Source organism: Ferrovibrio terrae, assembly GCF_007197755.1.
Classification (GTDB): Bacteria; Pseudomonadota; Alphaproteobacteria; order Ferrovibrionales; family Ferrovibrionaceae; genus Ferrovibrio; species Ferrovibrio terrae.
Window position 1 is genome coordinate 421,439 of record NZ_CP041636.1, and the last position, 20,859, is coordinate 442,297.

Annotated in this window: 28 protein-coding genes and 1 other RNA gene; 14 read left to right on the forward strand and 15 right to left on the reverse strand. The window is 64.6% G+C overall.

Features of this window, described 5'->3' with window-relative positions; all coding sequences use genetic code 11:
- Nucleotide 1 precedes the first annotated feature (1 nt).
- Genes tolQ through FNB15_RS02000 form a run of 6 tightly spaced genes read right to left on the reverse strand, consistent with a single transcriptional unit; the run spans nucleotide 2 to nucleotide 4,134 of the window.
- Nucleotides 2-736, reverse strand: a complete 735-nt coding sequence (gene tolQ, locus FNB15_RS01975) for a protein TolQ (RefSeq protein ID WP_144067102.1) — start codon at nucleotides 734-736, stop codon at nucleotides 2-4.
- Nucleotides 737-768: 32 nt separating this feature from the next.
- On the reverse strand, nucleotides 769-1,188 hold the full coding sequence (locus FNB15_RS01980; RefSeq protein ID WP_144067103.1) for a YbgC/FadM family acyl-CoA thioesterase: 420 nt from the start codon (nucleotides 1,186-1,188) through the stop codon (nucleotides 769-771).
- Nucleotides 1,181-2,227: a Holliday junction branch migration DNA helicase RuvB gene (ruvB, locus tag FNB15_RS01985; protein WP_144067104.1), complete on the reverse strand. Its 1,047-nt coding sequence runs from the start codon at nucleotides 2,225-2,227 to the stop codon at nucleotides 1,181-1,183. Before ruvB ends, FNB15_RS01980 begins: the two co-directional genes overlap by 8 nt.
- A complete protein-coding gene (gene ruvA, locus FNB15_RS01990; protein WP_144067105.1) occupies nucleotides 2,224-2,841 on the reverse strand; it encodes a Holliday junction branch migration protein RuvA in 618 nt (205 codons plus the stop codon). Before ruvA ends, ruvB begins: the two co-directional genes overlap by 4 nt.
- Entirely contained in the window at nucleotides 2,838-3,347 is a 510-nt protein-coding gene (gene ruvC, locus FNB15_RS01995) for a crossover junction endodeoxyribonuclease RuvC (protein ID WP_144067106.1), read from the reverse strand. The genes ruvA and ruvC overlap by 4 nt, the downstream gene beginning before the upstream one ends.
- Nucleotides 3,348-3,384: 37 nt before the next feature.
- Nucleotides 3,385-4,134 (reverse strand): YebC/PmpR family DNA-binding transcriptional regulator, encoded by a 750-nt coding sequence (locus FNB15_RS02000; protein ID WP_144067107.1) that lies wholly within the window; start codon nucleotides 4,132-4,134, stop codon nucleotides 3,385-3,387.
- On the opposite strand from FNB15_RS02000, the gene FNB15_RS20905 reads away from it, so the two are divergent.
- The 4 genes from FNB15_RS20905 (at nucleotide 4,099) to FNB15_RS02015 (ending at nucleotide 6,257) form a co-directional block, all read left to right on the forward strand.
- On the forward strand, nucleotides 4,099-4,455 hold the full coding sequence (locus FNB15_RS20905) for a hypothetical protein (RefSeq protein WP_185973840.1): 357 nt from the start codon (nucleotides 4,099-4,101) through the stop codon (nucleotides 4,453-4,455). The two genes, FNB15_RS02000 and FNB15_RS20905, sit on opposite strands and share 36 nt — an antisense overlap.
- The gene (locus tag FNB15_RS02005; RefSeq protein WP_144067108.1) at nucleotides 4,452-5,012 is read left to right on the forward strand and encodes a PAS domain-containing protein; all 561 of its coding nucleotides are present in this window, start codon (nucleotides 4,452-4,454) and stop codon (nucleotides 5,010-5,012) included. The genes FNB15_RS20905 and FNB15_RS02005 overlap by 4 nt, the downstream gene beginning before the upstream one ends.
- A 147-nt stretch (nucleotides 5,013-5,159) precedes the next feature.
- Nucleotides 5,160-5,651, forward strand: a complete 492-nt coding sequence (locus FNB15_RS02010) for a PAS domain-containing protein (RefSeq protein WP_246068842.1) — start codon at nucleotides 5,160-5,162, stop codon at nucleotides 5,649-5,651.
- A gap of 123 nt (nucleotides 5,652-5,774) precedes the next feature.
- Nucleotides 5,775-6,257: a PAS domain-containing protein gene (locus FNB15_RS02015; RefSeq protein ID WP_144067110.1), complete on the forward strand. Its 483-nt coding sequence runs from the start codon at nucleotides 5,775-5,777 to the stop codon at nucleotides 6,255-6,257.
- Here the strand turns inward: FNB15_RS02015 and FNB15_RS02020 are convergent.
- The 6 genes from FNB15_RS02020 to FNB15_RS02045 all read right to left on the reverse strand — a co-directional run bounded on the left by FNB15_RS02020 (nucleotide 6,248) and on the right by FNB15_RS02045 (nucleotide 9,461).
- The gene (locus FNB15_RS02020) at nucleotides 6,248-6,850 is read right to left on the reverse strand and encodes a uracil-DNA glycosylase family protein (RefSeq protein ID WP_144067111.1); all 603 of its coding nucleotides are present in this window, start codon (nucleotides 6,848-6,850) and stop codon (nucleotides 6,248-6,250) included. The genes FNB15_RS02015 and FNB15_RS02020 overlap by 10 nt on opposite strands.
- An 8-nt stretch (nucleotides 6,851-6,858) precedes the next feature.
- On the reverse strand, nucleotides 6,859-7,668 hold the full coding sequence (locus FNB15_RS02025) for a TIGR00282 family metallophosphoesterase (protein ID WP_144067112.1): 810 nt from the start codon (nucleotides 7,666-7,668) through the stop codon (nucleotides 6,859-6,861).
- 12 nt (nucleotides 7,669-7,680) lie between these two features.
- Nucleotides 7,681-8,304 (reverse strand): 5-formyltetrahydrofolate cyclo-ligase, encoded by a 624-nt coding sequence (locus tag FNB15_RS02030; RefSeq protein ID WP_144067113.1) that lies wholly within the window; start codon nucleotides 8,302-8,304, stop codon nucleotides 7,681-7,683.
- A 59-nt stretch (nucleotides 8,305-8,363) separates the two neighbouring features.
- A non-coding RNA gene (gene ssrS / locus FNB15_RS02035) (6S RNA) lies at nucleotides 8,364-8,521 on the reverse strand.
- A gap of 13 nt (nucleotides 8,522-8,534) precedes the next feature.
- The gene (locus FNB15_RS02040) at nucleotides 8,535-8,870 is read right to left on the reverse strand and encodes a cell division protein ZapA (RefSeq protein WP_144067114.1); all 336 of its coding nucleotides are present in this window, start codon (nucleotides 8,868-8,870) and stop codon (nucleotides 8,535-8,537) included.
- Nucleotides 8,871-8,885: 15 nt separating this feature from the next.
- Complete coding sequence (locus FNB15_RS02045) at nucleotides 8,886-9,461, reverse strand: hypothetical protein (protein ID WP_144067115.1); 576 nt, start codon at nucleotides 9,459-9,461, stop codon at nucleotides 8,886-8,888.
- A 138-nt stretch (nucleotides 9,462-9,599) separates the two neighbouring features.
- On the opposite strand from FNB15_RS02045, the gene FNB15_RS02050 reads away from it, so the two are divergent.
- Both FNB15_RS02050 and FNB15_RS02055 read left to right on the forward strand, forming a co-directional pair.
- Nucleotides 9,600-10,373, forward strand: a complete 774-nt coding sequence (locus FNB15_RS02050) for a sulfite exporter TauE/SafE family protein (protein ID WP_246068766.1) — start codon at nucleotides 9,600-9,602, stop codon at nucleotides 10,371-10,373.
- Between the two features lie 101 nt (nucleotides 10,374-10,474).
- Nucleotides 10,475-12,100 carry an acyl-CoA synthetase gene (locus FNB15_RS02055; protein WP_144067116.1) on the forward strand — a complete coding sequence of 542 codons (1,626 nt, stop codon included), beginning with the start codon at nucleotides 10,475-10,477 and terminating at the stop codon, nucleotides 12,098-12,100.
- A gap of 37 nt (nucleotides 12,101-12,137) precedes the next feature.
- Here the strand turns inward: FNB15_RS02055 and FNB15_RS02060 are convergent, their stop codons facing one another.
- Nucleotides 12,138-12,299: a YdcH family protein gene (locus FNB15_RS02060; protein ID WP_144067117.1), complete on the reverse strand. Its 162-nt coding sequence runs from the start codon at nucleotides 12,297-12,299 to the stop codon at nucleotides 12,138-12,140.
- 163 nt (nucleotides 12,300-12,462) lie between these two features.
- Here FNB15_RS02060 and FNB15_RS02065 point away from each other — a divergent pair, with 163 nt between their 5' ends.
- Complete coding sequence (locus FNB15_RS02065; RefSeq protein WP_144067118.1) at nucleotides 12,463-13,179, forward strand: UbiX family flavin prenyltransferase; 717 nt, start codon at nucleotides 12,463-12,465, stop codon at nucleotides 13,177-13,179.
- A gap of 8 nt (nucleotides 13,180-13,187) precedes the next feature.
- On the opposite strand, the gene FNB15_RS02070 is transcribed toward FNB15_RS02065, so the two are convergent.
- Complete coding sequence (locus FNB15_RS02070) at nucleotides 13,188-13,763, reverse strand: TIGR02444 family protein (protein WP_185973677.1); 576 nt, start codon at nucleotides 13,761-13,763, stop codon at nucleotides 13,188-13,190.
- 77 nt (nucleotides 13,764-13,840) lie between these two features.
- Here FNB15_RS02070 and FNB15_RS02075 point away from each other — a divergent pair, with 77 nt between their 5' ends.
- Entirely contained in the window at nucleotides 13,841-14,056 is a 216-nt protein-coding gene (locus tag FNB15_RS02075; RefSeq protein ID WP_144067120.1) for a YdcH family protein, read from the forward strand.
- Between the two features lie 7 nt (nucleotides 14,057-14,063).
- Nucleotides 14,064-14,657 (forward strand): class I SAM-dependent methyltransferase, encoded by a 594-nt coding sequence (locus FNB15_RS02080; RefSeq protein WP_144067121.1) that lies wholly within the window; start codon nucleotides 14,064-14,066, stop codon nucleotides 14,655-14,657.
- Here the strand turns inward: FNB15_RS02080 and FNB15_RS02085 are convergent, their stop codons facing one another.
- A complete protein-coding gene (locus FNB15_RS02085) occupies nucleotides 14,658-15,560 on the reverse strand; it encodes a LysR family transcriptional regulator (RefSeq protein WP_144067122.1) in 903 nt (300 codons plus the stop codon).
- Nucleotides 15,561-15,645: 85 nt separating this feature from the next.
- On the opposite strand from FNB15_RS02085, the gene FNB15_RS02090 reads away from it, so the two are divergent.
- The 5 genes from FNB15_RS02090 (at nucleotide 15,646) to FNB15_RS02110 (ending at nucleotide 20,848) form a co-directional block, all read left to right on the forward strand.
- A complete protein-coding gene (locus tag FNB15_RS02090; protein WP_144067123.1) occupies nucleotides 15,646-17,019 on the forward strand; it encodes an acyclic terpene utilization AtuA family protein in 1,374 nt (457 codons plus the stop codon).
- Nucleotides 17,016-17,369, forward strand: coding sequence for an AtuA-related protein (locus FNB15_RS02095; RefSeq protein WP_144067124.1), 354 nt, complete (start codon nucleotides 17,016-17,018; stop codon nucleotides 17,367-17,369). The genes FNB15_RS02090 and FNB15_RS02095 overlap by 4 nt, the downstream gene beginning before the upstream one ends.
- Nucleotides 17,370-17,381: 12 nt before the next feature.
- Nucleotides 17,382-18,359, forward strand: a complete 978-nt coding sequence (locus FNB15_RS02100; RefSeq protein ID WP_144067125.1) for a Bug family tripartite tricarboxylate transporter substrate binding protein — start codon at nucleotides 17,382-17,384, stop codon at nucleotides 18,357-18,359.
- A 213-nt stretch (nucleotides 18,360-18,572) separates the two neighbouring features.
- Nucleotides 18,573-19,547: an NAD-dependent epimerase/dehydratase family protein gene (locus FNB15_RS02105; RefSeq protein WP_144067126.1), complete on the forward strand. Its 975-nt coding sequence runs from the start codon at nucleotides 18,573-18,575 to the stop codon at nucleotides 19,545-19,547.
- Complete coding sequence (locus FNB15_RS02110) at nucleotides 19,544-20,848, forward strand: flavin-containing monooxygenase (RefSeq protein WP_144067127.1); 1,305 nt, start codon at nucleotides 19,544-19,546, stop codon at nucleotides 20,846-20,848. Before FNB15_RS02105 ends, FNB15_RS02110 begins: the two co-directional genes overlap by 4 nt.
- The last annotated feature ends 11 nt before the right edge of the window (nucleotides 20,849-20,859 follow it).

A 20,859-nucleotide genomic window follows, 5' to 3' on the forward strand; every position in this document is an offset into this window, starting at 1 on the left:
GTCAGGCCGCCTCTTCGTCAAGCTGGCGCGACATCAGCGCGGAGAACTCGCCGGCAAAGCCTTCGAGCCGCACGTTCAGCCGGCCGAGATCGTTGGAAAACTTGTTGTAGGCCATGACGGCCGGAATCGCCGCGAGAAGCCCCAGCGCAGTGGCGAACAGCGCTTCCGCGATGCCCGGCGCCACCACGGCCAGAGAGGTGTTCTTGGACGAGGCGATGGCGTGGAAGGAGTTCATGATGCCCCAGACCGTGCCGAACAGGCCGACGAAGGGCGAGACCGAACCGACCGAGGCGAGGAAGCCGAGATAACGCTCCAGGCGCTCCATCTCGCGGTCGATGGAGACACGCATCACCTGGTTGATGCGGACCTGCAGCGAGCCGAGGCCCTTGGTGCCGCGCACCAGGCCGCGCTCGGTGGAGCGGCGCCATTCGCGCATCGCGGCGACGAACAGCACGGCCATCGGATGCTGCGGACCGGCCATCGAGAGGCGGTCATACAGCGCATCCAGCGAACCGCCCGACCAGAAGTCGTTTTCGAACTTGTCGGTGTCGATGATGGTGCGGCGAATCTTGATCAGCTTGTCGAAGATGATCGCCCAGGACCAGAACGAGGCCAGGATGAGCATCAGCATGACGGCCTTGACGATCCAGTCGGCCTGAAGGAAGAGCGCCCAGAGCGAAAGATCGGTGGCCACAGAAGAGCCCCCGAGCTGCGCGGCGCTGACGGTCCTGTCCATAAGTTCGAATCCTTTGGTTAAGAGTTAGCAGATCAATGCGATAAATTTGGTGAAAGTGTGGCGAAAAGCGCCGCAACCGGCTGCGGCACCCGCCGCGCACGGCCTTTTGCGTCGATACAGACCAGCTTGACCTCGGCCCGGACCAGCAGCTCCGCGCCGCGCCAGACCTCCTGTCCCAGGGTCAGGCTGGCACCACGCAGTTCGGTAATGGCGGTTGTAACAACCAGCTCCTCATGCAGCCGGGCCGGTTTCAGATAGTCCACATTGCAGGCCCGCACGGCGAAGGCGGCGCCGTTTTCCGACTCGATCAGCCCGCGCTGGTCGATGCCGTTCTGCAGCAGCAGGTCGGACCGGCCGCGTTCGATGAAGCGCAGGTAGTTGGCGTAATACACGATGCCGGCGGCATCGGTATCCTCCCATTGCACCCGCAAGGCGTAGCGATGCTCAGACATCGTCATCGCCCAGAAGGTCTAACTGATTCACGCCAAGCCCGGCGGGCGGCGTCAGGCCGATATGGGCAAAGGCGGCCGGGGTCAGCAGGCGGCCGCGCGGCGTGCGCTGCAGGAAGCCCTGCTGGATCAGATACGGCTCGATGATGTCTTCCAGCGCGTCGCGCGGTTCCGACAGCGAGGCGGCAATGGTTTCGACGCCGACCGGCCCGCCGGAGAAATCGCGGGCAATCGTGGTGAGATAACGCCGGTCCATGGCATCGAGGCCGCGCGCATCCACTTCCAGCCGCAGCAAAGCCGCATCGGCGGTGGCGGCATCGACGATCTTCGCCTTGGCATAGACGGCGAAGTCGCGCACCCGGCGCAGGAGCCTGCCAGCCACCCGCGGCGTGCCGCGCGCCCGGCGGGCGATCTCGCGCGCGCCCGAGGCATCGAGTTCGAGATCGAGGATACGGGCGCCGCGCCGCACGATCAGTTCGAGTTCCTCGACCTCGTAGAAATTCAGCCGCAGCGGAATGCCGAAGCGTTCGCGCAACGGCGTGGTCAGCAGGCCGGACCGCGTGGTGGCGCCGACCAGCGTGAACGGCGGCAGGTCGATGCGCACGCTGCGCGCCGAGGGCCCCTCGCCGATGATCAGGTCGAGCTGGAAGTCTTCCATCGCCGGATAGAGGATTTCCTCCACGGCCGGATTGAGGCGGTGGATCTCGTCGATGAACAGCACGTCGCGTGCTTCCAGATTGGTCAGCAGGGCGGCCAGGTCGCCGGCCTTGGCGATCACCGGGCCAGACGTCGCCTTGAAGTTGACGCCGAGTTCGCGCGACACGATCTGCGCCAGCGTGGTCTTGCCCAGACCCGGCGGGCCGTGGAACAGCACATGATCCAGCGCCTCGCCGCGGTCCTTGGCAGCCTGGATGAAGATGTTGAGGTTTTCACGCGCACGCGCCTGGCCGATGAAATCGCCCAGCACCTGCGGGCGCAGATGACGCTCAAGATCGTCGTTCTCGGCTTTTGCGCCTGAGACCATTCGAGGTGCCTCGCTCATCGCGCCAGCTCCTTGAGCGCGGCCGGGATCAGCTGCTGCACATTGGCCTTGTCGCCGAGATTGCGCGCCGCCGTCGTGACGGCGCCAAAGGCGTCGGCGCGCTTGTAACCGAGATTGACCAGCGCAGACAGCGCATCGGCGACCGGGCCGCCGGCCGTTTCGGCTGCTGCGGTTTCAGCAGACGTCGCACTGGCCACCGGGCCGAGCGCGATGCCGCCGACCTTGTCCTTCAGTTCGGTGATCAGGCGCACGGCCAGCTTGGGGCCAACGCCGTCGCAGCGGTTCAGCGAGGTCTTGTCGGCCGAGGCGATGGCGCGAAACAGCTCATCGGGCGCCAGCGTCGAGAGAATGCCGAGCGCCACCTTGGCGCCGACGCCCTGCACGGTCTGCAGCAGGTTGAAACATTCCCGCTCGGACGGCGACACAAAGCCGAACAGATGGATATGGTCTTCGCGCACATGCGTCTCGACATGCAGCCGTACGGCTTCGCCCGGCCGCGGCAGGTTGCGCAAGGTTCTGCCTGAGCAGAAGACCTGGTAGCCGACGCCGTTCACATCGAGGATGCAGAAGGTCTCGGCCACGCTGTCGAGCAATCCGCTGAGCTTGGCGATCATCGCGCCGCCCTCACTTCCGCCGCCATAATACGGCGCGATGTCGCCGCGTTATGCGCATGGCAGATGGCGACCGCCAGCGCATCGGCGGCGTCGGTGCCAGTGACATTACAGCCCGGCAACAGGCGCTTCACCATGGCATGCACCTGGTCCTTGTCGGCACGCCCGGTGCCGACGACCGCCTTCTTCACTTCGGTCGCCGCGTATTCCGCGACCGGAAGCCCGGCCTGTGCCGGCGCCAGCAGCACCACGCCGCGCGCCTGGCCGAGCTTCAGCGTCGAGGCCGGGTTCTTGTTCACGAAAGTCTCTTCCACGGCGGCGGCCTGCGGCTGCCATTCCTGCAGCAGTTCCATCAGAGCGTCATGCAGGCTGCGCAACCGGTACGCCAGTTCATCATCCGGGTTGCTGCGGATGATGCCATGCGCGACATGGCTCAGCCGGTTGCCTTCGGCATGGATGATGCCCCAGCCGGTCGCCCGCAGGCCGGGATCGAGACCGATGATGCGCATGGGTGAACCCAAACCGGAGTCCTTTCGCGACCGGGGCCTAACCTGCCAGCCGCTTCATCTCGTCCTCCGAAATGTCGAAATTGGCGTAGACGGTCTGCACGTCGTCGCTGTCTTCCAGCACTTCGATCATCTTGAACAGCGTTTCGGCCTTTTCGCCCTCGACCGGCGTGGTGGTCTTGGGCTTCCACACCAGCTTGGCCGATTTCGGCTCGCCGAACGTCTTTTCCAGCGCCTCGCGCACCGCGGCAAAGTCGTCCTGCGCGCAGGTGACGCTGTGGCCCTCTTCATCCGACTGCACGTCCTCGGCACCGGCCTCCAGCGCGCCTTCGAACAGCGCCTCAGGCGTGCCGGCAGCCGCCGGGAAAACGATCTCGCCGACACGGTCGAACATGAAGGCGACCGAATTGGTCTCGCCCAGCGCCCCGCCATTCTTGGAGAAGGCGGCGCGCACTTCGCCCGCCGTGCGGTTGCGGTTGTCGGTCAGCGCTTCGACGATCACGGCGACACCGCCGGGGCCGTAGCCCTCATACCGCACCTCTTCGTAATTGTCGGCCGCATCGTTGCCGGCGCCGCGCTTGATCGCGCGCTCGAGCGTGTCCTTCGACATATTGGCGACGCGGGCGGCCTGGATGGCGGCGCGCAGGCGCGGATTGGCTGCCGGATCGGGCTGGCCGCTGCGGGCGGCCGTGGTCAGTTCGCGGATCAGCTTGGTGAAAACCTTGGCGCGCTTGGCATCCTGCGCGCCTTTGCGATGCATGATGTTTTTAAACTGGGAATGGCCGGCCATGGACGAACCTGCTTAAAGCGTGAAAAACCGAGCGAATCGGGCATGTTTATCATATTTCGGCAGCTTTATCTGCCGAACCCCGAAGCGGGTGCCCGGATACTGCCGCCGCCCCTCAAAATCAAGTCGGCCAAGCAGCAAGCCGGGGCAGGCGTGTTCCGCCAGGCGGAGCGATCGCCGATTTGGTCCAAGGTCGGATTGCACAGCCTGACTCACGGCGATAAGGTCGGCAGGTTCCGCAGCGGCAACCGCCGGAACGGAGGAAGTCCTGAATTCCTCGCGGTATCAATGAATTACCCGATGGAGCCGGGCAGACTCGCATGATGGACCTCATGCAACTCGCCACCGCAGCAGCGCTGGCCCGGCGGCCGAACGCCGGCAGCGGCCTGCCGGGCTATCCGCAATCGGAAATCCTGACCCGCGCGCACCTGCTCTGGCTCGATGCCCGCGGCAGCGCCGAGATGCCGGCGCGGCGGCAGTTCCCGGCCGCGACGCTGGAGCCGCTGGCCGCACAAGTGCTGGTCTTCGGCGTCGAGCATGAGCCGCTCGACTTCCGCTACCTCGAAGTGGGCAGCCGCATGCGCGCGCTCAGCAACGACGACTATACCGGCAGGCGGCTGAGCGAGATTCCGCACCAGCGCGCGCCCAGTCTGGTCTGGGACCATCTGATGGCTGCCATGGATGCCCGCGCGCCGGTGCGCGGCGTACTGCCCTATGTCGGCCGCAGCCGCGAGTTCAGCAGCATTTTCCATATCGTGCTGCCGCTGGCCGATGACGGCGAGACGGTGGACCGCCTGCTGGTCTGCGTCGATCTGGCACCGGGCGCCGGCAGCGGCGTGCGGCTGCAGGACGGCACGCACCCCTTCACGCAACTCGGCTGAGCGCAGCCTCCACTCCAGCCTTTCACCACGGCCCTTCCCCATGGCTCCCTTACCATGGCCCCTTACCATGGGTTGAGCGGAATCCGCTTTTGCGTCTGCACAATCCCTGAGAGACTGGGATTGTGACAGGAGCCTGATGTGTCGACGATGCGCGACCTGCTGCTGGGCCGGCAGGCAACGCCGGCCCTGCTGTGGGGCTATGATTACTGGCAGAGCAAGCGCGGCGGCCGCGCCATGCCCTCGCGCGCCGATCTCGACCCGATCGAGATGAAGTCCTTTCTTCCGCATATCGTGCTGACCGACGTGCTGCACAATTCCGCGCCAGACCTGCCGCTCGATTTCCGCTACCGCCTGATGGGCACCACCGTGGATGCCCATATGTCGCGCCGCTTCACCGGCCTGCGGCTCAGCGAACTGCCGGCACAGCGGCCGGGCAGCCAGATGTGGCTGAATTTCAGCGAGGTGGTGGAGCAGCGCCAGCCGCGCTTCCACCGCGTGCCTTACGTCGGGCCACATAAGGATTTTCTCTCCCTGATCGACCTGGTGCTGCCGCTGTCGGATGACGACCGCAGCGTGACCATGCTGATGTCGCTGGTGGATTTCATCCCGCGCGAGGTCAATCCGCCGCGCGGCAGATAGGCGAACCGTAGCCCCACGGGGTCATCCCCGTAACTTTTGGGGTGCGCTTTCCCGCGTTTCGTGCCACTTTCCCGCCCGTTACCCCTCCCCTGCACAGCATCTTTTCAGGATTGCCGGCCGCGCATGACCGCGTTGGATTTGGATTCGGCCACGCCGCGCCTGCGGCTGGCGTTCGAGTACTGGGCCGCGAAATGCGGCAGCCGGCCGATGCCGTCGCGCGCCGATCTCGATCCGGCCGAGATCAAGCCGCTGCTGCCGTATCTGATCCTGATGGATGTGCTGCGCGACGCCAAGCCAGGCTGGACGCTGGATTTCCGTTATCGGCTGATTGGCACGGTGACGGATGCGATGATGAATGCGCGCTATACCGGCAAATGGATGAGCGAGTTGCCGCACCAGCAGCCGGACAGCCGGATCTGGCAGAACCTGGCAAGTGTGACCGATACGCGCCAACCGCATATCAGCCGCGTGCCCTACGTAGGCCCGCACAAGGATTTCATGTCGGTGGTCGACCTCGTGATGCCGTTGTCGGCCGACGGCACCAGCGTGAACATGCTGTTCTGCATCGTCGATTTCGTGCCGCGCGAAACGCCGGCCTATCCATAGGCCTGTTTCAACGCGCGTCCTGCAGCCTTACGCAACGCCGGCAGTGTTTCGATTGCGAACCACGGCTGCTTCTTCTGCCAGCCGAGATTGCGCCAGCTCGGATGCGGCAGCGGGAAATAGCCGTCCGGCAGATAGTCGCGGAAGCGCCGCACGGTCTCGGTCATGGTCCCGCCACGGCGCGGACCAAGATACTGCTTCTGCGCATACTGCCCGACCAGCAGCGTCAGCCGGATATCGGGCAGATGCGCCAGCAGGCGCTCGTGCCAGCGCGGCGCGCATTCCGGCCGGGGCGGATTGTCGCCACCCTTCGGATCGACGCCGGGATAACAGAAACCCATTGGCATGATGGCGATACGGCTTTCATCGTAGAACTGCGCGCGATCCATGCCGAGCCAGTCGCGCAGCACATCGCCGCTGCGGTCATTCCACGGGATACCGGTTTCATGCACTTTCGTGCCGGGCGCCTGGCCGATGATCAGCAGTCTCGCGCTGCGCTGCATCCGCACGACAGGGCGCGGACCGAGCGGCAGATGGGCGGCGCAGAAGCTGCAGCCGCGAACCTCTTTCAGCAGCGCGTCGAAACGGCCGCCCATCGAGGCCCCTAAAGATCAGCCTGCGACAGGCGGCCACCAAGACGCAGCGGCGCGATCTTCGTGGCCAGCCCGGTGCGGTCGTCGGTTTCGACATAGACGGCGCAGAGCGTGCCCTCGCCGTTCGCGGGCTCAAAACGTCCGCCCGGAATCTTGCGGGTGAAGCGGTTGAGCGGCTCGGTCTTTTCCATGCCGATCACCGAGTTGTAGTCGCCGCACATGCCGGCATCGGTCTGATAGGCCGTGCCGCCGGGCAGGATCTGCGCATCGGCGGTCGGGATATGGCTGTGCGTGCCGCAGACCAGCGAGGCACGCCCGTCGCAGAAATGGCCCATCGCCATCTTCTCCGAGGTCGCCTCGCCATGGATGTCGACGATGACGGCATCGACGCCCGCGCCCAGGCGGTATTTGGACAACTCGCCTTCAACGGCGGCAAACGGATCGTCCAGCGGGTCCATGAAGATGCGGCCCATCACCTGCACCACCAGCACCTTTTTGCCGCTGTTCAGCGTGTAGACAGCAGCGCCCTTGCCGGGCGTGCCCTTCGGGTAATTCAGCGGTCGCAGCAGCCTGGGATCAGAATTGATGTAGCTCAGCGTCTCGCGCTGGTCCCAGGCATGGTTGCCCAGCACGATCACATCGACGCCGGCGGCATAGAAGTCTTCGCAGATTTTTCCGGTGATACCGAAACCGGCCGCGGCATTCTCGCCGTTGACCAGTATGAAATCGAGACCAAGGCGACTGCGCAATTCAGGAATGCGCTGGACCACTGCATCGCGGCCCGACCGGCCGACCACATCGCCGCAATAAAGAAGTTTCATCCGTTTAATCTCTCAGGACTGTCTTTCGCTGGCAAACCTGACCGCGCCCCGTTCGGTGACGGCCCAGTCCAGTCGTTCATCATGCGCCGCATGCGGCAACTCTGCCACCTGCTGTACCGCGAAGGCATAGCCCACGGCCAGTATCTTCTTGTCTACCACCGCGCGCAGGCCCTGCAACGTGGCATCGTAATAGCCGCCGCCCATGCCGAGCCGAAAGCCTTCGCGGTCGAATCCCACCAGCGGCACCAGCAGGATATCGGGCACCAGCGCGGTGGCGGTGGCCGCCGGGGCCGGGATTCCATAAGCGCCAGCCGGCGGCAGGTCGGCCAGGTCATCGCACAGGCGGAACTGCAGCAGGCGTGTACCCTGCTGCACGGCCGGCAGCACGATCATCGCGCCCTTGCGCTGCAGCTGCATCAGCAGCGGTCGCGGATCGAGTTCATCATCCATCGGCCAGTAGCCGGACACGATCTGGCCGACCGCGACCGGGATCGCCGCCATGAAACGGTCGGCTGCCAGCGTGGCGATGGCAGCACCGTTCGCGCCGTCATTCGCTTGCGCGGCTTCGGCGCGGCGCGCCTTCAGCTTGGCGCGCAGGCTGGCCTTGCGGCGGTCGAGATCAGGGTCGCCAGTCATTGCGCTAGGGGTGATCAAGGTCGCGCCAGCAGATCAATTTGAGCGGTGGGGGGAAAGTGGACGGGACCACCCTGGCCGTAAGTATGTACAAACCTCTGTGGCCTGGCGTACCAGGTGGGCACCGTATGATCGAGACCAGGGTCTCGGCAGGGACAGCTCCCGTAGAGATGAGCATTGGCCCCAGGGTTATGAAAACCCACGCACCGGGCAGTACCCGTCCACCGGTATATTTAGGGACTCTCCAGCCGCGCGGCAATGTCTTCCAGCCGCTTTGCCAGCCCAACCAGCGCATCTGCGCCGTCTGTGGCGGTTTTTTGCTCGGTTTGCATGGCCGAGACGGCCTGGCGCATCTCGGCCACGTCGCGCTGCGCCTGTTCCAGGTCGTCGGCCAGTGTCAAAGCGGTCATCAGCATCAGCCGCGCTTCGCCCACCTGGCCGACCAGGGCGGCCAGTTCGCGCACGCGTTTGTCGAGCACACCCGACAGGCGGCGGACCTGTTCTTCCTCGCCGTCATCGCAGCCGACTTCGTAAAGCCTGTTGTTGACGGTGACATTCACCAGTGCCATGTCTGCCTCCGTCCGTTAAACTTGGGCCTGGGCATCGAGCGCCTGGCGCAGTCGCGCCATGGTCGCTTCCAGCCGTGCGGCAACGCCCGACTGGAAAGCCTGCATCTCATCGCGGCTGGCACAGGCCGCCGCCAGTTCGGCCTTCAATGCAGCCACATCGCCGGCCACTTCGGCCACCGGGATTATTTTGGCCGCAGCCGCGGCTGTCTCTGCCCGCGCCGCCAGTTCGCTGCGCAGCGTGTCGATTTCCGCGCGCAGCACGGCGATCTCGGTGTCGCGCGTCGCCAGTTCGGCGGCATGCGCGGCCAGGCTGTCTTCGACCGCATCCTGGGACGGCGCGGCTTCGGCGGCATCCTGGAATTGCGCCAGTTCGGCACGCAGCGCATCGACCAGGGCGGCACGCTCGCGCAGGCCATCGGCCTCGTCGCGCGCCGCCTGCAGCTCATCGCGAAGTGTCTTGGTATCGCCGGCCATCAGGCCATGCTGCTCGGACAACCGGCGAAAGGCCGCAGCGCGCTGGGCCAGCGCGGCATCCAGGCGAAGGATCGCCTGTTCCATGGCGGCAATGGCTGCGGGGAGTCCGGTCTGCATCCTGTCCGTCAGAATAGAGCCTGTCTGCTGCTTTAGATTGGCTGGTGCTTGGGGGTGGCGCGTGAAGTTGATATGGAAGATAAACTTCGCGCCCCCCGCACGCAACCGAACACCCCCCAATTCATTCCGGCCACATCCATGCCCGAATCGTTCCCCATGATTGCCGATCCATGGTTTTACGCTGCGGCGTTTCCCGCCGTGCTGATCACCGGCATGAGCAAGGGCGGATTCGGCCCCGGCACCAGCCTGATCGCCCTGCCGCTGCTGGCACTTGTGCTGCCGCCGATCCAGGCCGCCGCCATCATGCTGCCGGTGCTCTGCGCCATGGACCTGGCCGGGCTTTGGGGCTTCCGCGGCAAATGGGACCGCCGCAACATGAAGATCATCCTGGCCGGCGCGATGGTCGGCATCGCCATCGGCACGGCCACAGCCGGCTATGTCAGCGATTCCGGCGTGCAGGTGATCGTCGGCGCGGTGGCGGTGGCCTTTGCCCTGCAGAAATGGCTCAAGCGCGGCCAGGATGCGCCGACCCAGCCCAATACGCTGAAGGGCCTGTTCTGGAGCGCCTGTTCCGGCTTCACCAGCTTCATCGCCCATGCCGGCGGCCCGCCGCTGCAGGTCTATCTGCTGCCGCAGCGCCTGGACAAGACCATCTTCGTTGGCACCACGATCATCTTCTTCGCCGTGGTGAATTACGTGAAGCTGATCCCTTACTGGTGGCTGGGCCAGTTCACACCCGGCAACCTGGCGACCGGCGCGGTGCTGGTGCCGGTGGCGGTCGGCGGCGTCTATCTCGGCATGTGGCTGCACCACAAAATGAGCGACGCGCTATTTTACCGCATCGTCTATGTCTTTGTGTTCATTGTCGGGCTGAAGCTACTCTACGACGGCCTCGGCCTGAAACTGTTCTAAAAGACAGCATTTTCCATCTGCCCCCTGTCCAACAGGCTCAAGTGTTGCCGCAGGCGTATGGTTTGCTCTAGCTTGGCGCAAAGGCAGGGGAACAGCGCCAGATGACGACAATTTACGATCGCGACCTCGACAAAAATCGCGCCAATTATGAGGCGCTGTCGCCGCTCAGCTTCCTGCGCCGCACCGCCGAGGTTTTCCCCAACCAGCTGGCGGTGATCCACGGCAAGCTGCGCTACAGCTACATCGAACTTTACGAACGCTGCCGCCGGCTCGCCTCGGCGCTGGAACAGCGCGGCATCAAACGCGGCGACACAGTCGCGATCATGGCGCCCAACACACCGGCGCATCTGGAAGCGCATTTTGGCATCCCCGCCACCGGGGCGGTGATCAACGCGATCAACACACGGCTGGATGCCGCCGCCATCGCCTTCATCCTGGAACATGGCGAAGCCAAAATCCTGTTCACCGACCGCGAATACAGCGCCACCGTGAAAGCGGCGCTGGCGCAGTCGAAGGCCAGGCCGCTGGTGATCGATATCGACGATCATCTGTGCAGCACCGGCGAGTTGTTCGGCGAGATCGAATACGAAGCGTTTCTGGCGAGCGGCGATCCTGACTGGGGGTGGCGCGGCGTGGCCGATGAATGGGACGCCATCTCGCTCGGCTATACTTCGGGCACGACCGGCAACCCGAAAGGCGTGGTGACGCATCATCGCGGTGCCTATCTGAATACCGTGGGCAATGCGGTGACCTGGAACCTGCCCAAGCATCCGCGCTATCTGTGGACGCTGCCGATGTTCCATTGCGACGGCTGGTGCTTCCCCTGGACCATCACCATGCTGGCCGGCGTGCATGTCTGCCTGCGTAAGGTGGATCCCGCGCTGGTCTTCGACAGTTTCCTGCAGCATGGCGTGACGCATTTCTGCGGCGCGCCGACCGTGCTGACCATGCTGATCAATGCGCCCGACAACGTGCGCGCCAAGCTGCAGCCCGGGGTCAAATGCATGACGGCCGGGGCGGCGCCACCGGCCGCGGTGCTGGCGGCCATGGAAAAGATGGGCTTCGACGTCACGCATGTGTATGGCCTGACCGAAGTCTACGGCCCCGCCGTGGTCTGTGACTGGCATGAAGACTGGGACGATCTGCCGCTGCCCGAGAAGACCGCGATGAAGGCGCGCCAGGGTGTGCGCTATCACGTGGAAGAAGACGTCACCGTGCTGGATCCGCAGACCCTGCAGCGCGTGCCGGAAGACGGCGAGACCATGGGCGAGATCATGTTCCGCGGCAATGTCGTGATGAAGGGCTACCTGAAGAACCCCAAGGCGACGCAGGAGGCTTTCGCCGGCGGCTGGTTTCATTCCGGCGACCTCGGCGTGCTGCACCCCGGCGGCTACATGCAGATCAAGGACCGCTCGAAGGACATCATCATCTCGGGCGGCGAGAATATCTCCACCATCGAAGTCGAGGGCGTGCTGTACATGCATCCCGATATCGTCGAGGCCGCAGTGGTGGCGCGTCCGGACGAGCATTGGGGCGAGACGCCCTGCGCCTTCGTCACCCTGCGCAATGGCGCCAATGTGACGGACGCAGAGATCATCGCCTTCTGCAAGGAGCGGCTTGCGAAGTTCAAGGTGCCACGGACCGTGGTGTTCAGCGAGTTGCCGAAAACCTCGACGGGCAAGATTCAGAAATTTGAACTGCGCGAGCGGGCCAGGGCTCTCAAGTGAGCTTGGGCCCTGAAATGATCAGGGCCCGGCCCCACCACTATGCGCTGCGTGATATCTCTTCTTTGAGTTTGAGTTTTTCGCGCTTGAGCTGGGTCACGCGGACCTGGTCGGGCAGGGGGCGGTGGCTCTCGTCATCGATCGCCGCTTGCAGGGCATGATGTTTTTCGACGAGAGTATCCAGATGCGCCGGATTATTCATCGCAGGCTCCTCCTTCCGGTTTGGAGCGCGTCAACCAGTTCGACTGCGGTCGCCCTGACGGAGGCGCGACCGCATCGGTGGCGCGCCTGTCACTAAGTTAAGCACTGCCTTTTCGCTTTGTCAGCCCCAAAGAAAATAAATTCTCCAGCAAATGAGTCGTGGCATGCGCCGCATACAGAAAACATCTTCCAAAACGGCCGCCAAGCGTGCAGCCGGCAAGGCCGCGCTTGCCGTCACCGCCGTCCGGAAACGCAGCCAAGCCGCAGCAAAGACGGGACAATTCGCAACCGCAGCAGTACGTGCACCAGCGCAACGTCGCCTCGTGGTCGGCATCACCGGCGCGTCAGGTGTAATTTACGGCATTCGTCTTCTGGAAGCGCTCAAAGGAAGTGGCATCGAGTCGCATCTGGTGCTGAGCCGCGCCGCCGAAATGACCATCGCCTACGAAACATCGCATACGATCAAGGATGTGAAGGCGCTGGCGCATACGGTTTATGCGGTCGGCGATATCGGCGCGGCGATATCGTCGGGTTCGTTCCAGACGCTGGGCATGGTGATCCTGCCCTGCTCGATGAAGACGCTGGCCGAGATCGCAACCGGCGTGACGACGACACTGCTGAGCCGCGCAGCGGACGTGACCCTGAAAGAGCGTCGTCGCCTGGTGCTGGTGCCGCGCGAGACGCCGCTGCATCTGGGGCATCTGCGCAACATGACGGCGGCCACCGAAATCGGCGCGATCATCGCGCCGCCGATGCCAGGCTTCTATGCACAGCCCAAAAGCCTTGACGATCTGGTGAACCACACGGTCGGCCGCGTGCTTGATCTCTTCGGACTGGATGCCGGCCTGGTGAAACGCTGGACCGGCCGCCCGTCCGCTTAAAATGGCTGCTAGCTGAACGCGATCCTCAGCAGATCGGCGCCAAGCTGCAGCGCCGCCTGATCCCCGGCTGCAATGCGTTCGAGATAAGCCGCCAGATGCACTGCTGCCGCCTCGATCTCGTCATCCCGATCCGGCGGACTCTTTGCGCTGCGCTGCGCCGGGCCGACGCGACTGGCGGCTGCCAGCCAGACCTGCGCCACCTGTTCCAGCTTCAGTTCCAGCGCCTTGATCTCGGCATACAGCGCGTCCGCCGTCGGTTCGATCTCGCACAGGCTTTTCAGGCCGCGCCGCGCCTCACGCAACGGCTGCAGCACGGCATTGACCGGGGCGACGGCAGACTCCACCCGGCCCAGTTCGGCATCGGCCCAGCCGGCATAGCCGCGTCGCGCCCGCCAGAAGCCGAGCAGCAGCAGGTTCACATCGGCGCCGAAACGGTCCTGCAGGGCCAGACAGGCCTGGGCCGCCCCGGGCCGGTCATAGAGGCTGAGGGAAAAGGCCCAGAATCCGGCCTGACTGCCCTCCGGTCCGGAGGCAGCAACCTCGGCAATGGCGGTTTTCCGCCCCGCTTTCGGCGGTTCGGGCATTTTCGTTCCTGTGCCAGAGTCGGTCATTCATGCTATGGTAGCGGGGTTTCCGGGTTTTAGGGTAGGCCAGCGGCACAATGAATTTTCCGGGTCCGATCGACACCGAGGACTTGCAGGGCAAACTGGCCGACCTGCGGGCCGAGCACCGCGACCTCGACGATGCCATCACGGCGCTGGCCGAGCAGCCGAGCCTGAACCTGATCCAGATCCAGCGCATGAAAAAGCGCAAGCTGTCGCTGAAGGATCAGATCACCCGTATCGAAAACCTTCTCATTCCCGACATCATCGCCTGAAGGCTGCATGCGCGACAGCACGGCCGGCTATGCCTCCATCGCCGACCAACTGGTCGTGCAGTATGAAAGCATCACCTTCGAGGAGGTGCATGGCCAGATACTGCATCTGCTGCCAGCAGCTGGCCGCGCGCTGGATATCGGCGCCGGCACCGGACGCGATGCCGCCGCCCTCGCCCGCCGCGGCTTCCGCGTAACGGCGGCAGAGCCGACCGCGGAAATGGCCGCGCATGGCCAGCGCCTGCATGCCGGCCTCGACATCACCTGGATCGACGATGCCCTGCCGCAACTGCCGCAGCTCGCCGCGCGCGGCGAGAGCTACGACCTGATCATGCTGACCGCCGTGTGGATGCATCTCGACGCGACCGAACGCGGCGCTGCCATGCAGGCCGTGGCGCCGCTGCTGGCCAATGACGGACGGTTGGCGATGACCTTGCGCCACGGCCCGGTGCCGCCCGGCCGGCGCATGTTCGAGGTATCGGCTGAAGACGTGATTGCGGCGGCGCAACCCTATGGGATCGAACTGCTGTATCACGGCACGCGCGGCGACATGCTGAGCCGCGATACCGTGCATTGGGATGTGCTGGTGCTGACGCGACCCTGATCAGCGCTTGCCGTAGGCGCCGCGGATTTCCCCGGCCAGCGCCACCGCAGGCGCCGACAGTTGCCGGCCTTTCAGCTGCAGGAAGCCGATCTGGCGACTGATCGTCGGCCCGGTCAGCGGCCGCATGGTCAGACGATCCGAGGCGAACATCGAGAAAGTGAGCGCCGGCAAAGCGGTGACACCGAGGCCGGCTGAGACCAGCGCGATGCAGGAGGCGATCTGCTCGACCTCGAAACGCGGCTGCAGCGCGAAATCGGCCTGCAGCAGCACGGCATCGGCCAGCCGGCGCACCGAGGTCGAACCCGCCATCGCCACATAGGCATGGCCTTCCAGCGCGCTCCACGGCAGCGCGCCTTTTCCCTTGGCCAGCACATGATCGTCGCGGCAGACCAGATGGATGCGGTCGGCGCCGATTTCATCATAGGCGAGCGCGGCAGTTTCAGCGATCCGCGTGGTGACGGCGAAATCGGCGAGACCATCGGCCACCATCGCCACCGCGCGTTCATGCATCACATCACGGATCGCCACATCGATGCCAGGATATTTGCGCTGCAGTTGCATCAGCGCACGCGGCAGGATCGAGGCCGCGACGGATGGCAGCACCGCCAGCGTGAGCCGGCCATGCAACCCGCTGGCGCGTTCGGCCACGCCCTGCATCGACACCTTGAAATCGCGCAGCAGGTCTTCGGCCACGGCGAAAAGATGCCGGCCATCGGGCGTAGGCTGCACGCTGCGCGTGGTGCGGTCGAACAATGTCAGGCCCAGTTCGACTTCGATCTTGCGGATCGCCGTACTCAGTGCCGGCTGTGAAATGCGCAGCTTTTCGGCCGCCTGCGTGAAACTGCCTTCACGCATCGTGGCGGTGAAAAGCTCGAGCTGGCGCAGCGTGAGATTGATAGTCATGGGTTATAAATCCATATTTCTTATATATTGGACGTTATAGGTCAGTTTTCGCATCCTGTCGCCCGAGGAAACCACGGGGCAGACTTTGCCAGCCACGACAGTTCATATCGGCGCAGGCGCGGGTTTTGCCGGCGACCGGCCGGGCGCCGCCGTCGCGGTGGCCGAAGCGCTGGCTGTGGCAAGCCGACAGGGTATCCCGGCATTCCTGATTTTCGAGATGCTGGCCGAACGTACGCTGGCGCTGGCGCAGCTCGACCGCCGCCGCGACCCGGCCACAGGCTACAGCGCCAATCTCACGGGCCTGGTGCAGCCAGTGCTGAAACTCTGCCTGCAGCACAACATCCGCATCATCGGCAATTTCGGCGCCGCCAATCCGCAGGCCGCCGCGCACCACCTGCGCGTCCTGGCGCAGGATCTGGGCTTCCGGGACGCCAAGATCGCAGTTGTCACCGGCGACGATCTCAGCGCCCGGCTGACACCCGCAGACCTCACCGCGCGCGAAACCGATGGCGCGCTGCTCAAAGACAGGAAAGACATCGTCGCGGCCAATGCCTATCTCGGCGCGCAGCCGATTGCACAGGCGCTGGAGGCCGGCGCCGATATCGTGGTAACCGGCCGCGTTGCCGATCCGGCGCTGGTGCTGGGTCCGCTGGCACATGCCTTCGGCTGGAGCTGGGACGACTGGGACAGGCTCGCGGCGGGCACGCTGGTGGGCCATCTGCTGGAATGCGGCCCGCAGGTGAGCGGCGGTTATTTCGCTGATCCAGGCTGCAAGGACGCGCCCGATCTCGACCGGCTGGGTTATCCCATCGCCGAAGTGCAGGCCGACGGCAAGGCCGTGATCACCAAGCCGGCCGGCAGCGGCGGCGTGGTGGATCTGCGCACCGTGAAGGAACAGGTACTTTACGAGATCCACGATCCCGCCGCCTATCTGACGCCCGACGTGATCCTCGACCTGACCGAAGTGGAACTGGCGCAGCAGGGACCAGATCGCGTGCGCGTGACCGGTGCGCGCGGCCATGCCCGTCCCGCGACGCTGAAGGCCACGGTCTGTTTCGAGGCCGGCTGGTTCGCCGAGGCCGAGATTTCCTATGCCGGGCCGAATGCCACGGCGCGCGCGCGGCTGGCCATCGACATCATCCGCAAACGCATGGCGGTTCTGCAGCCGGACTTGAGCATTCGCGCCGACATCATCGGCGTGGTCAGCAGTTTCGGCGACAGTGCCGGCCACGACCTTGCCGCGGCGACCACAGAAGCTGACGACCTGCGCGTGCGCTTTGCCACGCGCCACACGGATGCAGACGTCGCAAAACTGCTGCTGGCCGAGGTGGAGGCGCTTTATGTGGCCGGTCCGGCCGGCGGCGGCGGCGTGCGGCGGCATCTGGTGCCGCAACTGGCCAGCGCCTCCTGCCTGATCGAACGCGACCTCGTGTCGCCCAGCGTGGAACTGGCGCCATGAGCGACATTCAGCTGCATCGGATCGCGCATGCCCGCTCCGGCGACAAGGGCAACCGGCTGAATATCGCACTGATCTGCTATCGCCCGGAGTTTTTCGACATTGTGGCTCAGCAGGTCACCACCGAACGTGTGGCCGAACTGTTTTCCAGCCGCAAGGTCGGCCGCGTGCAGCGCTATGAGCTGCCGAAACTCTGGGCCTTCAACTTCGTGCTCGACCATGTGCTGGACGGCGGCGTGAATGCCAGCCTCGGCCTCGATGGCCATGGCAAGACGCTGTCCTTCAAACTGCTGACCCTGCCTGTCAGCCTGCCTGCTTCATTGCTTCAGTCCCTGCTTACAGATCAATCATAAACGGAGGAAACCATGCGCATCCTGTCATCGCTTGCACTCTTGGCCGCCACGGCCATCGCTTTGCCTGCTCTATCCACATCTTCTTTGGCGCAGAGCAACTATCCGAACAAGCCGATCAAGTTCATCGTGCCGTTTGCCGCCGGCAGCGCCACCGATACGGTGGCCCGCGTGGTCGGCGACCATATCGGCAAGGAGCTGAAGCAGGCGGTGGTGGTGGAGAACCTCGCCGGCGGCAGCGGCGTGATCGCCGCGCAGAAAGTGGCGCAGGCCGAGCCGGACGGCTACACACTGCTGATCTCGACCAATACCACGCATGCCGCCAACCAGAGCATGCTGAAGAAGCTGCCCTACGATGCGGTGAAGGATTTCGAGACCGTCACCCTGCTGGGCACCATTCCGATGGCGCTGGTGGTAAACCCTTCGGTGCCGGCGAAGAACGTCAAGGAACTGATCGCCTATGCCAAGGCCAATCCGGGCAAGCTGAGCTTCGGTGCCGGATCGAGCTCGGCGCGCATCGGCGTCGAGATGTTCAAGGTTATGACCGGCACCGACATCGTGCATGTGCCCTACAAGAGCAATCCGCAGGCGGTGACCGACCTGCTGGGCGGTCAGGTGCAGTTGATGATCGCCGATGTCTCCACCACGCTGCCGCAGGCCGCGGCCGGCAAGGTGAAGGCGCTGGGCGTGTCGACCAAGGGGCCGTCGCCGGTGGCGCCGGGCCTGCCCACCATCGCCAGCGAAGGCGTGCCGGGCTACGAGATCACCGCCTGGTTCGCCGCCTGGCTGCCGGCCAAAACGCCCGCCGCGATTGCCGACCGTCTGCAGAAGGCGATGGCGGGCGCGGTGGCCGACAAGGAGATTCAGGCCAGGCTGATGGCCGCCGGCATCGAGCCCAAGTCGAGCAGCCGCAAGGAACTGGCCGATTTCGTCAGCAGCGAAACCGAGAAATGGGCCAAGGTGGTGAAGGCCGCCGGGATCGAGCCGGAATAAGACGCGTGGTGCATTCCACGTGATGAAGGCCGGTCAGCGATGACCGGCCTTTTTCTTTTTATTGGTAATATCCTCACTCTCCCGCTATCGCGGGAGAGGATTGGGGTGAGGGACTTCCGCAACGGCATGACGCGCGCGGAAAGCATTTTCGCCGGCCGCGCGATTGCATGACATCTCCCGATACGGATTAAATAAGCTGCTGAGGGAGAGCACATGCGCGTTGTCATCACCGGCGCCGCCGGATTCATCGGCCGCAAGCTGACTGCCGCCCTGATCAGGCAAGGCCAACTCATGGGGCCCGGCGAAGCCCCTGCCCCGATCTCCGAACTCGTGCTGGCCGATCACGTCGATTTCGCCGCCCCCTCCACCGGCACAGGAAGCATCCCGATCCGCAAACTGATTGGTGACCTGCGCGACGCCGGCTATCGCCAGCAACTGTTCGAGGGCGGCGTCGGCAGCCTGTTCCATCTCGCGGCCGCGCTGACCACCGAGGCCGAACGCGACATCGCGCTGGGTATCGAGACCAATGTGCTGAGCCTGCTCGGGCTGCTGGACCTCTGCCGCGCGCAGAAGACCGCGCCACGTTTCATCTTCGCCAGCTCGATTGCCACGTTTGGCGGCACACTGCCCGGGGTGGTGGACGATACGACCGCGCAGACGCCGCAGACCTCCTATGGCGCGCATAAGGTGATCGCCGAACAGCTGATCAGCGACCAGAGCCGTCATGGCATGCTGGATGGCCGGGCCTTGCGCCTGCCCATCGTGGTGATCCGGCCGAAAGCCGCGCCCTCGGTTTCCGACAGTGTGGCAGCGATCCTGCGCGAGCCGCTGAATGGCCGAGATGTCGATTGCCCGTTCAAACCAGAAACCGTGTTGCCCGTCGTCTCGGTACAGGCCGTGGTGCGCGCATTGCTGAAGCTGCATGACCTGTCAGCAGATACAATTGGCGCTCTCCGCGCTTTCAACCTGCCGGCGCTCAGCGTGACCGCCGCCGAGATGGCGTCGGCCGTACAAGGCTATCCGCAGCGCAAGCCCGGCCAGGTGAACTGGCGCCCGGATGCGCAGATGCAGAAAATCGTGGACGGCTGGCCGGCGCGATTTGAGTCGGCGCGGGCGCGCCAGCTCGGCATCCTGTCCGACGCCAGCATCACCGAAATCATCGACGCCTGGCTGAAGGACGCGCCATGACAACGAAAAAGTTCTGCATCATCGGCGCAGGCTCGTCGGGCATTGCCGTGGCCAAGGCGCTGAAGCAGAAGGGCCTGGACTTTGACTGTTTCGAGAAGGGTTCGGATATCGGCGGCAACTGGCGTTACAACAACGACAACGGCGTGTCGGCCGCCTATCGCAGCCTGCATATCGATACCAGCCGCAAGAATCTGCAGTATCCCGATTTCCCGACGCCAGACGACCTGCCGGATTTTCCCTCGCACTGGCAGGTGATGCAGTATCTCGACTCTTACGCGGAAAAATTCGGCATCCGGTCGCATATCCGCTTCCGCACCAGCGTCACTAAAGTGGAGCCTGTCGGGAGCGGGGAATGGGCGGTGACGCTCGACAGCGGCGAGACGCTGGCCTACAGCGCCGTGATCGTCGCCAACGGTCATCTGTGGGATACGCGGCTGCCGGATTTCCCCGGCCAGTTCGAGGGCCCGCAGATTCATTCCCATGCCTACAAGACCGCCGCGCCCTTCGACGACAAGCGAGTGCTGGTGGTCGGCATCGGCAATTCGGCGGTCGATATCGCCGTCGATCTGTGCCGCCGCGCAGCCAGCGTCACATTATCGACGCGGCGCGGCGCCTGGATCATGCCGAAATACATCATGGGCATTCCCACGGATCGCTGGGGCGCTTTCTTCTCGCGCAAGCTGAAACTGCCCACGGTACTGAGCCGCATGATCGTCAACAGGCTGATGTATCTCACCGTCGGCGACCAGCGCCGCTACGGCATGCCGACACCGAAGCACCCGATGTGGCGCGAGCACGCGACGATCAGCCAGGAACTGCTGCCTTATATCGGCCATGGCTGGATCAGGGTGAAACCCAACGTGGCAAAGCTGGACGGCAGCCGCGTCAGCTTCGCCGATGGCAGCGCCGAGGATTTCGACGCCATCATCTACGCCACCGGGTACAAGACGAGCTTCCCCTTCCTCGATCCGGCAATCTTCGCCGTGAAGGACAATGAGGCGCCGCAGCTCTATCGCCGCATGTTGGCGCTGGAGCGGCCGGGGCTGTATTTCGCCGGTCTGGTGCAGCCGATCGGTGCGACGATCCCGCTGGTGGAAATCCAGTCGCGCTGGCTCGCCGGCGTGCTGGCCGGCGAGATCACGCTGCCCTCGAAAGATGCGATGCGGGCCGAGCTGCGCGAACACTGGCGCGGCGTGAAGCGGCGCTATGTCGATAGCGCGCGCTATACGCTCGAAGTGGATTACCGCGACTATGCCGCGCAGATGCGCGAGGACATGGCCAGCGGCCGAGGTGGCTATTAGGGCCGGCTACT